The 12258-nt window shown below is 70.0% G+C and carries 8 protein-coding genes; 1 reads left to right on the top strand and 7 read right to left on the bottom strand.

What is annotated here, in order from left to right; translation table 11 throughout:
• Nucleotides 1-50: 50 nt before the first annotated feature.
• The 3 genes from WS75_RS23160 to WS75_RS23150 are packed head-to-tail and all read right to left on the bottom strand — an operon-like array spanning nt 51 to nt 3465.
• The gene (locus WS75_RS23160) at nt 51-857 is read right to left on the bottom strand and encodes a sulfite exporter TauE/SafE family protein (RefSeq protein ID WP_059683522.1); all 807 of its coding nucleotides are present in this window, start codon (nt 855-857) and stop codon (nt 51-53) included.
• A gap of 18 nt (nt 858-875) precedes the next feature.
• Nucleotides 876-2567: a bifunctional protein tyrosine phosphatase family protein/NAD(P)/FAD-dependent oxidoreductase gene (locus tag WS75_RS23155; protein WP_059683519.1), complete on the bottom strand. Its 1692-nt coding sequence runs from the start codon at nt 2565-2567 to the stop codon at nt 876-878.
• Nucleotides 2568-2595: 28 nt separating this feature from the next.
• On the bottom strand, nt 2596-3465 hold the full coding sequence (locus WS75_RS23150) for an MBL fold metallo-hydrolase (RefSeq protein WP_373558512.1): 870 nt from the start codon (nt 3463-3465) through the stop codon (nt 2596-2598).
• A gap of 264 nt (nt 3466-3729) precedes the next feature.
• Here WS75_RS23150 and WS75_RS23145 point away from each other — a divergent pair, with 264 nt between their 5' ends.
• Complete coding sequence (locus WS75_RS23145; RefSeq protein ID WP_059683516.1) at nt 3730-5127, top strand: sigma-54 interaction domain-containing protein; 1398 nt, start codon at nt 3730-3732, stop codon at nt 5125-5127.
• A 68-nt stretch (nt 5128-5195) separates the two neighbouring features.
• Here WS75_RS23145 and WS75_RS23140 read toward each other — a convergent pair whose 3' ends face one another.
• The 4 genes from WS75_RS23140 to WS75_RS23125 all read right to left on the bottom strand — a co-directional run bounded on the left by WS75_RS23140 (nt 5196) and on the right by WS75_RS23125 (nt 12205).
• Nucleotides 5196-6224 (bottom strand): MerR family transcriptional regulator, encoded by a 1029-nt coding sequence (locus WS75_RS23140; RefSeq protein WP_059683515.1) that lies wholly within the window; start codon nt 6222-6224, stop codon nt 5196-5198.
• Between the two features lie 124 nt (nt 6225-6348).
• The gene (locus WS75_RS23135; protein ID WP_059683514.1) at nt 6349-7947 is read right to left on the bottom strand and encodes an efflux transporter outer membrane subunit; all 1599 of its coding nucleotides are present in this window, start codon (nt 7945-7947) and stop codon (nt 6349-6351) included.
• 2 nt (nt 7948-7949) lie between these two features.
• Nucleotides 7950-11099: an efflux RND transporter permease subunit gene (locus WS75_RS23130; protein WP_059683512.1), complete on the bottom strand. Its 3150-nt coding sequence runs from the start codon at nt 11097-11099 to the stop codon at nt 7950-7952.
• Complete coding sequence (locus WS75_RS23125) at nt 11096-12205, bottom strand: efflux RND transporter periplasmic adaptor subunit (RefSeq protein WP_059683510.1); 1110 nt, start codon at nt 12203-12205, stop codon at nt 11096-11098. Before WS75_RS23125 ends, WS75_RS23130 begins: the two co-directional genes overlap by 4 nt.
• Nucleotides 12206-12258: the final 53 nt, after the last annotated feature.

Genomic DNA, 12258 nt, shown 5'->3' with positions numbered 1-12258 from the left:
GACGACGAGTCGGGCCGGGCGTTTTGCTTCGGGGTGTGCGCCGCGGTGGCTTATGCGCCGAACGCCGCCTTCGCGAGCAGCCCGAGCGCGACGCAGACGAGCACGGCAGCGAAGCCGGCCTGTACATGCCGCGCGGACAGGTGCCGGGAGGCATTGCGCCCGATCGCCATGCCAATTGCGGTCGCGACCGTGAACCACAGCATCATGTCGAGCGGCGCGCGCGTGCCCGATACGAGCGTCGCGAGCACGCCGCCGGTGCCGACCAGCGCGATCACCATCAGCGACGTCGCGACTACGCCGTGCATCGACACGTTCGTAAACTTGCGCAGCATCGGCACGATCACGAAGCCGCCGCCGACACCGAGCAAGCCCGTCATCAGCCCCGTCACTGCGCCGGTCGACGCAAGCGCGAGCCCGACCGGCCAGGACCACACGAGCCGGCCCGTATCGGGATTCACGCGGCCGACGCACAAGCGCGATTCGTCCGCGTCGCCGGGCGCGTGGCGCAGTGCCTGCCGCAGCAGGCGGCTCGCGACGACCAGCATCGTCAGCGCGAACAACGCCAGCAGCACGCGTTGCGGCAGCACGTGCGCAAGCTTCACGCCGAGCGTCGTGAGCGGCACGCCCGCCACGGCCATCAACAGCGCCGCGCGATAGCGCACGAGCCCGCGACGAAACCCTTCGAGCGCGCCGAGTGCAGCGCTGCCCGCGACCGCGACGAGCGCGACGGGCGTGGCCTGCTGCATCGGCCAGCCCATCCCGACGACGAGCGCGGGCACCGCGAGAATGCCGCCGCCTGCGCCGGTGAGGCCCAGCACGGCGCCGACGAGACTGCCGAGTACGAGGGAAATCAGCATGGTGTCATCGGGTTCCGGTCATCGTGCGATCGCGGGCTTCGCGAGCCATTCGCGGCCCTTGAGCATCGCCTTCCAGTAGAGCGGCGGCAGCAGGCGCTCCTTGAGCAGCCACGCGAGCCGGGACGGACGCCGGCCGTCGATCAGCCACGCGGGGAAGGTCGGCGCGACCTTGCCGCCGTACAGGAATTCGGCGAGCACGATCTTGCCGCGCTCGACGGTGAGCGGGCACGACCCGTAGCCGTCGTACGCGGCGTCGCCGTGCGCGCGGCCCAAAGACGCGAGCACATTATGCGCGACGACGGGCGCCTGCTTGCGCGCGGCTGCGGCGGTCTTCGCGTTGGTCGTGTTGGTGACGTCGCCGAGCGCGAAGATGTCGGCGAACTGCTTGTGCCGCAGCGTCGCCGGATCGACGTCGATCCAGCCGGCCGCATCGGCGAGCGGGCTCGCGCGCACGAAATCGGGCGCCTTCTGCGGCGGCACGACGTGGATCATGTCGAACGCACGTTCGACGGTTTCCGTGCCGCCGTCGGGCAAGGTGCGCCGGAACGTCGCGCGCCGCGCGGGCCCGTTGATCGCGACGAGGTTGTGGCCGAACGACAGCGCGATGTCGTAGCTTTTCACGTACTCCATCAGCGCGGGCACGTAGTCGGCGACCCCGAACAGCGCGGCGCCCGCATTCAGGAACTCGACGTTCGCGGCGCCGAGGCGGCCCGCGCGCCGCCAGTGATCGCACGACAGGTACATCGCCTTCTGCGGCGCGCCGGCGCACTTGATCGGCATCGGCGGCTGCGTGAACAGCGCGTTGCCGCCGCGGAACGCCTGCACCAGTTCCCACGTGTACGGCGCGAGGTCGTAGCGATAGTTCGACGTGACACCGTTGCGGCCGAGCGTTTCCGCGAGGCCGTCGATCGCGTGCCAGTCGAGCTTGAGCCCGGGGCACACAACAAGCTTGCGGTAGCCGATACGCCGGCAGCCGTCGAGCACCACCGTGTGCGCGTCGGGCTCGAAGCCGGCGACGGCGGCCTGGATCCATTTCACGCCGCGCGGCAGCAGGTCGACGATCCGGCGCGCGGTCGTGTCGGGCCGGAATACGCCCGCGCCGACCATCGTCCAGCCGGGCTGGTAGTAGTGCGTATCGGCCGGGTCGATCACCGCGATATCGAGCGATGCGTCGCGCGCAAGCAGGCTCGACGCGACCGCGACACCGGCCGCACCCGCGCCGACGATCACGATGTCGTGCCGCGCGTCGATGGCTGGCGCGGCCTGGCGGCCGTCCTGCGCGAGTCCTTGCGTGGCACCTCGTGTGAGGCGCGGCGCGAGCGCGCCGAGGTCATAGCCGGCCGCGGCGGCGATCGCGACGATGTCGCCGGCCGGACGCCTGTCGGCCTGCGACAGCGCCCACAGCGTCGCCGAACGCGTGCCGCTGCGGCAGTATGCGAGTACCGGGCCGGCGAGCGACGCGACGAGCGCGTCGAACTGTCTGGCCTGATCGTCGGTGACCTTGCCGGTATCGACCGGCAGGTAATGGACGGCGATGCCGAGCGGCGCGGCGGCGGCGCGGATCTCGTCGACGGTCGGCTGGTCCGCGCCTTCGCCGTCGGGGCGGTTGCAGACGATCGTGCGGATGCCGGCCGCGTGGAGCGCGGGCAGATCGGTCGCGGCGATCTGGGGCGAGACCGACAGCAGGTCGGTCAGCGTGCGGATGGTCATGTCGGGGTTCTCCGGTCGGGGCGGCGGCTCAGATCGCGTCGAGCGGTATCTTCAGGTAACGCACGCCATTGTTTTCGGGCGCGGGCAGGTGGCCGGCGCGCATGTTGACCTGCACGGACGGCAGCATCAGCACGGGCATGTCGAGCGTCGCGTCGCGCGCGGTGCGCATGGCGACGAAATCCTCCTCGGTCACGCCGTCCTTCACGTGCACGTTCGCGCGGCGCTGCTCGGCCACGGTCGTCACGAACTGCACGTCGCGGCCGCCCGGCTGGTAGTCGTGGCACAGGTACAGGCGCGTGTCGGGCGGCAGGGCGAGCACGCGCGCGATCGAGCGGTACAGCGTGCGTGCGTCGCCGCCCGGGAAATCGCAGCGGGCGGTGCCGTAGTCGGGCATGAACAGCGTGTCGCCGACGAACGCGGCACGCTGCGTCGCGTCGTCTATGCAGTAGGTCAGGCACGCGGGCGTGTGGCCCGGCGTGTGCAGCGCGCGGATCGTCAGCGCGCCGAGCGCAAGCGTGTCGCCGTCGTCGAGCAGGCGATCGAACTGGCTGCCGTCCTGCGCGAAGCCCGGGCCGGCGTTGAACAGCGTGCCGAACACGTGCTGCACGCGGCGCACGTGCGAGCCGATCGCGATCTGCCCGCCGACATGCGCCTTCAGGTAAGGCGCGGCCGACAGATGGTCGGCGTGCACGTGCGTTTCCAGCAGCCAGTGCACGGTCGCACCGAGTTCTGCGACGCGGGCGATCAGCCGGTCGGCGCTGGCGGTGCGCGTGCGGCCGGATTTCGGGTCGTAGTCGAGCACGCTGTCGATCAGCGCGCACGCGCGGCTCGCGGTGTCGAGCAACAGGTAGCTGACGGTATGGGTCGCCGGGTCGAAAAAGCCTTCGACCGACAGCATGGGGGCATGGCTCACGGGATGTCCTCGATCGGGTTCTGCATGGGCAATCGGGGATTCCATGCACAAGAAGCATGCCAGCCCGCGCCACGACGCCGGACGAAATGGCAGGTACTTGATTCGGCTCGGATTTCCGGCCTGATCGCGGTGCGCCGCGAGCGCGGCCTGCGGGGCATCGTCGATGTCGACTGCCACATTTGGCAGTGTTATGGCAGAATTGGCAGTCCGTCTGGCAGTTCGTCTGTCCATCCGTTCCCGAGCCGCCTCATGAATCCGCACGACACCATTCCGATCGTTCCCGCACCGTCGCGCGACGTCATGCCCGACGTGCGCGCGCTCGTCGCGTATCTTGAGCACGACCCGCAGCCGATGATCGTCGTCGATCCCGACTACCGCATCCTCGCGGCGAACGATGCGTACCGGCGCCAGTTCGGCGTGGCGGGTGTCGAGCACGTCGGCCGGCGCTGCTTCCAGGTCTCGCATCACTACGACGTGCCGTGCGACCAGGCCGGCGAGCATTGCCCGATGAAGCAGGCACTCGAGTCGCGCAGCCTGAATCGCGTGTTGCACATTCACCATACGCCGCGCGGCCCGGAGCACGTCGACGTGGAGTTGCGGCCGATCTTCGACGCGCGCGGCGACGTGATCGCGTACGTCGAGCGGCTGACGACGGTGCGCAGCGCGTCCGCGCAGCCGAGCGCGGAAGGGCTCGTCGGCGGCGCCGATGCGTTCAATGCGGCACTCGGCGCGCTGCAGCGCGTTGCGCCGTCGATGCTGCCCGTGCTGCTGCTCGGCGAGTCGGGTACCGGCAAGGAACTGTTCGCGCGGGCGCTGCACGAGGCGAGCGAGCGTGCGATGGGGCCGTTCGTGGTCGTCGACTGTTCGGGTATCGCCGAGACGCTGTTCGAGAGCGAACTGTTCGGCTACGAGAAGGGGGCGTTTACCGGCGCCAACCAGCGCAAGCCGGGCCTCGTCGAGACCGCGCAGGGCGGCACGCTGTTTCTCGACGAGATCGGCGACGTGCCGCTGCCGATGCAGGTGAAGCTGCTGCGGCTGATCGAGTCGGGGACGTACCGGCGCGTCGGCGGTGTCGAGGCGCTGCGCGCGGATTTCCGGCTCGTCGCGGCGACTCACAAGCCGCTGCGCGAGATGATCGACGACGGCCGGTTCCGGCAAGATCTCTACTACCGGATCAACGCGTTTCCGATTCCGCTGCCGCCGCTGCGCGAGCGGCGCGGCGACGTCGCGTTGCTGGCCGAATCGATCCTGCGGCGCATCGCGAACGCGCGTGCCGGCGCGGGCGATGCGAGCGCGCGACCGTTCGCGGCCCGGCCGTTCGTGCTGAGCGAGCATGCGCGTGCGTGCCTCGACGCGTATGCATGGCCGGGCAATATCCGCGAGCTGCGCAACGTACTGGAACGTGCGTGTCTGTTCGCGGACGACGGGACGATCCGCGTCGAGCATCTGCCGGCCGAGCTGGTCGCGGCGTCGGCCACACCGCACGCGCATGCGGCGGACACGCGCGGCGTGTCGGACGCGGAACTCGTGCGGATTGCCCGCACGTTCGACGGTACGCGCAAGCAGCTGGCCGAGCACGTCGGGATGAGCGAGCGCACGCTGTACCGGCGGATGAAGGCGCTCGGGCTCGGGGTGCGCGACCGGTGAACGGGAGCCGGACCGCTCGCGCGGGCAGCGCATGAAACCGACATGCACCGTCCGCGCTGGCTACGCCATCAACGCGCCGGCGCCAACTGGGCCATCGCCTCGCGGATGAAAGCGAGCAGCGTGTCGTCGACCCACGAATCCTTCGTCAGCGCCGGCTCGGTCATCATCGCATTGCGGAATTTCGCGTGCGTGGCCGGGTCGTTGCCCGCATAGCTGCGGAACAGGTCGAGCCAGCGTTGCGCGAGCGCGCGGCCTTCCGGCGAATCGGGCCTTGCGCCCGCATCGATCGCGTCGCGCACGTCGCCCATCAGTTGCGGCCATTCCATCGCGCGTGTGCCGTAGTGCGCCCGCATGAAGCGGATCTCGTCCGGCGCGAGATACTTCTCGAAGATCCGCATCTTCGTTTCGGCGGTCGCGCGCAGCACATAGTCGCGCAGCGCGGTCGAAATGCCGATCTTCGACTGCATCGCCGGTTCGCGCTCGTGCATCAGGTTCAGCTTCGCGAGCAGCCGCGGATCGTTGTTCGTGTCGCGCACGAGCAGCGTCATCCAGCGGCCGGCGAGGGCACGCACGCGCTCGTCCTCGGGCGGCACGCCCGCGTCGTGCAGCGCACGCACGTCGGCGACGAGGGCGATCCATTCGGCGTCGCCCGCCTGGCTCTTGCGGTACATCGGCAGGCGCGCGAGTTCTTCCTCGGAAAAGTATTTGTCGTACACGGTCATCAACTCCAGTGTGGTGAGCCAATCGGCCAGTTCCGGCTCGGTGCCCGCGGCGAGTTGCGCGTGCAGGTGCACGAGCCGCTCGCGCAGCTGCGCGGTCTGCGCGAGCTGGTGGTCGAGCGACGCGATCTGCTTCGCGACGATCTCGACGAGCGGGATGCCGGGCTGGTTCAGGTAGGCGCCGATTTCGGCGAGCGACAGTCCGAAGCGACGCAGGGCCTGGATCTGGTGGAGCCGGGCGACGTCGTCGCGGTCGTACAGCCGGTAGCCGTTGTCGGCACGCGCCGACGGCATCAGGAGGCCGATCGCGTGATAGTGATGAAGCGTGCGGACGGTCAGGCCGCTGCGTTTCGCCAGTTCTCCCACTTTCAGCCGCATGGTGTCCTCCGTTCGGTGCGCACGCTGGAGTCTCGAACGTTACGCTACGTGAGGGTCAAGCGGAAGATCGCGGATCGGCGCGCGGGGTGGTCCCGCGCGCCGTGCGTCCGGGGCAAGGGGCGCGTTATTGTGGCGACGGCGGTGACGGCGGCGCGTCGGGCGTGGCCGCGCGTGCCTGGGCGGCGAGGGCGCCCTGGCCCTCGGTGCCGGTGCGGCCCGCCGTGTCGACGTTCCCGGCCGTCGCTGCCTTGCCGGTCGTGTCGACCGGCGGCGTGCCCATTGCCTGATAGAGCCGCGCGGTATCCGCGAGGCGTGCGCCGGTCGCGCGAATCTCGTCGAGCCGCGCGTTCCGGTACTGCAGCTCGCTCGCGCGCGCGGCCGATGGCGGCAACGCGCCGAGCCGCACGCGGGCGGCCGCGTCGTCGTACGCGCCGCGCGCCGACAGCGCGGCCCGCGACGACGCATCGAGCGCCTCCGCATCGTGCTCGAGCGCGGCGAGCGAATCGGCGACGTTCTGGAACGCGCTCAGCACGGTCTGCCTGTACTGGTCGACCGCGGCCTCGTAGGTCGCCTTCGCCGCACGCCGCTGCGCGAGCAGCGCGCCACCGTGGAACAGCGGCTGGCTCAGCGACGCGCCGACGTTCCAGATCGCGCCGGCACCCGACAGCATCGTCGGCCAGCTGAAGCCGCCTTTGCCCATGGCCGCCGACAGCGACAGCTGCGGGAACAGCTGCGCGGTCGCGACGCCGACTTCGGCGGCGGCCGCCTTCAGCCCCGCGTCGGCGGCCTGGATATCGGGGCGACTTTGCAGCAGGTCCGACGGCACGACTACGGGCACCTGCGCGGGCAGGTGCAGGTCGGCGAGCGCGAGGTCGGCGGGCGGCCGGTCGGGCGTGCGGCCGACCAGCACCGCGAGCGCATGGCGCGCCGAGTCGCGCTGCTGGCGCAGCGCGGGCAGGCTCGCGGCGAGGGTGTCCGCGCTTTGCTGCGCGCTCAGCGCGTCGCTGTGCGACGCCGAGCCGAGCGCGTAGCGGCGCTGCGCGTCGTGGGCCTGGTCGTTCGCGAGCGCGACGAGCCGTTCGGTCGTCGCGATCTGCGCGTTGAGCACCGACACCGTGATCGACGCCGTGACGATGTTCGCGGCGAGTGCCCGGCGCGCCGATTCGAGCTGGAACGCGCTGACGTCGACGCGTTTCGCGAGCGCGCGGTTCGCGAAGCGCGCCGCGCCGAACAGGTCGATCGTGTAGCTCGCCTGCAGTTGCCCGACGAACGTGTCGTAGAGCAGCGTCGGCGCGCCGAGCGCGGGGATCGGCACGCCGAGTGCGCGCTGGCGCGTGGCCTGGCCGCCTGCGTCGATCGACGGCAGCATCGAGCTGCCGATCTGTCCGCGCAACTGCTCGCGCGCGGCATCCAGCGAATGCGACGCCGCGCTGAGCGTCGGGCTGTTGCGCAGGCCTTCGTCGACGAGCGCGTTCAGCGCCTCTGAGCGGTACTGCTTCCACCAGTCGGGCACGGGCTGCGCGCCGACTTCGAACTGTTGCGCGACGCCTTGCGCGGACACGGTCTGCTGCACTTGCGGCACGGTGCCGTAGTGCGCGGGCGACGGCATCGCGGGCGGCTCGCCGCTCGGCGCGAACCACGCGCAGCCCGCGAGCGGGCCGGCGAGGCTCGCCACCGCAAGCGCCCGCACGGCTTTCGTTTTCAGGTTCATCGATCCATCCATGGTCAGGCTCCCGACGGCGCGGCCGGAACGCTGCCGCCTGGCGGCGGGCCGTCGCGCGGGTCGCGTTCGTCGCGCTTCACCCGGAACCACGCGGCGTACAGCGCGGGCAGGTAGAACAGGGTCAGCACGGTCGCGCTCGTGATCCCGCCCATCAGCGCGGTCGCCATCGGCCCGAAGAAGTTCGAGCGCAACAGCGGAATGAGTGCGAGCACGGCGGCCGCGGCCGTCAGCGTGATCGGGCGGAAGCGCCGCACGGTCGCGCCGACGATCGCGTCGAAGCGTCCGTGGCCGGCCGCGATGTCCTGCTCGATCTGATCGACGAGAATCACCGAGTTGCGCATGATGATCCCGAACATCGCGATCACGCCGAGCATCGCGACGAAGCCGAACGGCTGGCCGAACAGCAGCAGCGTGCCGACCACGCCGATCAGCCCGAGCGGTGCGGTCAGCACGACCATCAGCACGCGCGAGAAGCTCTGCAGCTGGATCATCAGCAACGTGAACACGGCGATCGCCATCAGCGGCATCTGCGCGTTGATCGACGCCTGCGCCTTCGCGCTTTCCTCGACCGATCCGCCGATGTTGATCTGGTAGCCGACCGGCAGTTGCGCGCGCAACGCATTCAGCTTGCCGTCGATCGCATGCGTGACGTCGATGCCTTGCGCGCCGGCGCGTACGTCGGACTGCACGGTAATGGTCGGCTGGCGATCGCGTTCCCACACCACGCCGTATTCGAGCGTCGGCGTGAAGCGGCCGAGCGAGCCGAGCGGCACGGGGCCGTTCGACGTCGGCATCGCCAGGCCCGCGAGCTTCGCCGGATCGACGCGATCGGGGCGCGGCGCACGCAGGTCGACCGCGATCAGCTTGTCGCGTTCGCGATACTGCGTGACGGTCGTGCCGGACAGCGTCATCGCGAGGAAGCTCGACACGTCCTGCGACGTGACGTTCAGCTCGCGCGCCTTCTTCTGGTCGAGCTCGAAGCGCACCGAGCGCTCGGCCGGCTCATCCCAGTCGAACTGCACGTTCGCCGCGCGTGCGTCGCCGCGCATCGTCGCCGCGACCTTCTCGGCGATCGAGCGGACCGTCGCGATGTCGTCGCCGCTCACGCGGAACTGCACGGGGTAGCCGACGGGCGGCCCGTTCTCGAGCCGCGACAGGCGCCAGCGCACGGCCGGGAACTGGTCGCGCAGCGTGGTTTCGAGCCAGGTGGCGAGCTTCTCGCGATCCTTGACCGATTTCGCGGTGACGACGAACTGCGCGAAGTTCGGCAACTGCAGCTGCTGGTCGAGCGGCAGGTAGAAGCGCGGCGCGCCGCTGCCGACGAAATTCACCGAATGGTCGATCTCGGGCCGCTTGTCGAGCACCTTTTCGAGTCGTTCGGTCTCGCGCAGCGTCGCCGCGAACGACGCGCCCTCGGGCAGCCGCAGGTCGACCAGCAGCTCGGGTCGATCGGAGCTCGGGAAGAACTGCTGCGGCACGAGCGAGAAACCCATCAGCGCGACGACGAAGAGCGCGCCGGTGATCAGCAGCACGACGAAGCGGCGCTCGATGCACCAGTCGATCCAGCCGCGCAAGCGCGTGTAGAAGCGCGTGTCGTAGATGTCGTGCTCGTGATCGTCCGGCAGGTGAGCTTCGTGCGCCTGCTTCTTGCGTTCGGGCAGCAGGTGATAGCCGAGCAGCGGAATCAGCACGACGGCCGCGAACCACGACGCGATCAGCGCGATCGCCGACACCTCGAAGATCGAGCGCGTGTATTCGCCGGTGCTCGATTTCGCGAGCGCGATCGGCAGGAAGCCCGACACCGTGACGAGCGTGCCGGTCAGCATCGGGAACGCGGTGCTCGTGTACGCGAACGCGGCGGCGCGCGCACGGCTGTAGCCCTGTTCGAGCTTCACGGCCATCATCTCGACGGCGATGATCGCGTCGTCGACGAGCAGCCCGAGCGCGAGCACGAGCGTGCCGAGCGACACCTTGTGCAGCCCGATGTCGAACAGGTACATGAAGAGTGCGGTCACCGCGAGCACGACCGGAATCGAGATCACGACGACCATCCCGGTGCGCAGGCCGAGCGACACGAGGCTCACGACCAGCACGATCGCGACGGCTTCGGCAACCGCTTCGAGGAAGTCGTCGACCGAATGCGCTACCGCATGCGGCATGCTCGACACCAGCGTCAGCTTGAGGCCGGCCGGCAGTTGCGCCTGCAGGTCCTTCGATTCGGCGTCGAGCGCCTTGCCGAGCCGGATCACGTCGCCGCCCGGCTGCATCGTCACGCCGATGCCGAGCACGGCATGGCCTTTCGTGCGCATCTGCGTGACGGGCGGATCGTCGTAGCCGCGCTTCACGGTGGCGAGATCGCCGAGCCGGAACGTGCGGCCATTGATGCGGATCAGCGTGTCGGCGATCGCGGCGACGTTGTCGAACTGGCCGCTCGGCCGCACGAACACGCGATCGTCGGCGGTCGTGAGCACGCCGGCCGACGAGATGTCGTTCTGCGCGTTGATCGCCTGCCCGAGCTGCTGCGGCGAGATGCCGAGACGCGTGAGCTTGGTGTTGTCGGCCTCGATGAAGATCCGCTGGTCGGGGTCGCCGAAGTAGTCGACCTTGCCGACGCCGGGCACGCGCAGCAGCACCGTGCGCAGCTGGTCCGCATAGTCGTGGAGTTGCGCGGGCGTGAAGCCGTCGCCTTCGAGCGTCCAGATGTTGGTGTAGACGTCGCCGAACTCGTCGTTGAAGAACGGGCCCTGAACGCCGGGCGGCAGCGTATAGCCGATGTCGCCGACCTTCTTGCGGATCTGGTACCAGGTCTCGGGCACGTCCTTCACGGGCGCCGAGTCCTTCATCGTGAAGAAAATCAGCGACTCGCCGGGCCGCGAATAGCTGCGCAGGAAGTCGATGGCCGGCGTTTCCTGCAGCTTGCGGCCGATCCGGTCGGTCACCTGTTCCTGCACCTGCCGCGCGCTCGCGCCGGGCCAGAACGTACGGATCACCATCACGCGGAACGTGAACGGCGGGTCTTCGGATTGCGCGAGCCGCGTGTACGCGAGGATGCCCGCGAGCGTCGCGAGCGCGATCAGGTAGACGACCAGCGCCTGGTGGCGCAGCGCCCATGCCGACAGGTTGAACCGACCTTCTTCGCGGGGGCCGCTCATGACGCGAAGTCCTCCGCATGCAGCGGTGCGATCGGCCGCACCTTCTCGCCCGCGCTGACCGTATGCACGCCTTGCAGCACGACGCGCTCGCCAGGCTGCAGCCCGCTCGACACGGTGACGGTGCGTTCGTTGAAGCGCGCGACGTCGACGCGGCGCAGTTCGAGCGTGTCGTCCTTCGTGCGCACGACCCACACGGCCGGATGCGGGCCGTCGTGGAACAGCGCGGTCGCGGGCAGCGTGATGCTCGGCGCGTTGCCGGTAGCCGGCGCGCCGTCGAACGCGACGTTTGCGGTCATTCCGAGGCGCACGGTCGGATCGGGGGCGGCGAGCGTAAGCTTCACGCGGTAGGTGCGGCTTTGCGGATCGGCGGCCGGCGCGATTTCGCGCACCTTCGCGGCGAACTGGCGGCCCGGCAGCGACGGCAGCGTGACGCTCGCCGTGTGGCCGGGCGTGAGCGATGCGAGCGCGGCTTCGGGCACGTCGCTGACGACGTCGACGTCGCCCGACCATGCGAGCTGGTAGACGGCCTGGCCGGCGGATACGTTCTGGCCGGTGTCGGCCTGTTCGGCGGTGATGGTGCCCGCGTGATCGGCGACGAGCGTCGCATAGCGGAGCTGGTTCTTCGCGAGCGCGAGTTGCTGCTGCGCCTGGTCGCGCTGCGCGAGCGCCGACTTGTAGCTGTTCTCGGTCTGTTCGAGCTGCGCGGTCGCGATCAGGTTCTCGCGCGCCTGCGCGCGATCGCGGTCGAGCTGCTGCTTCGCGAACGCGAGGCTGTGCGATGCGGCATCGAGCTGCGCCTGCGCGCTCGCGGCGTTCTTCTCGACGTCGGACGGATCGAGCAGCGCGACGACCTGGCCGGCCTTGACCGTATCGCCGAGCCGCACCTTGCGCTCGACGATCTTGCCCGCGATGCGGAACGACAGCGGCGTCGCGTAACGCGGCTGGATCTCGCCGGGCAGCGTGGCGGCAGCCGGGGCGCCGTCGGCGTGCGCGGGCAGCGCGACGACCGGGCGCGGCGCAGGCGGCGCGGCTTCCTTCGGGTGGCAGGCGGCGAGGACGAGCGCGGTGCCGATCAGCAGCACGGCGCGGGAACCGGAGCGATTCACGAAACCCCCAGATGAGGTGAGAGCAGAACGAAGCCGGCAAGCGCGGCGGGCGC

Source organism: Burkholderia sp. FL-7-2-10-S1-D7 (genome assembly GCF_001524185.1).
GTDB lineage: Bacteria > Pseudomonadota > Gammaproteobacteria > Burkholderiales > Burkholderiaceae > Burkholderia > Burkholderia diffusa.
The sequence above is the reverse complement of the archived record's forward strand: the minus strand, read 5'-3'. Positions and strand labels throughout refer to the sequence as shown.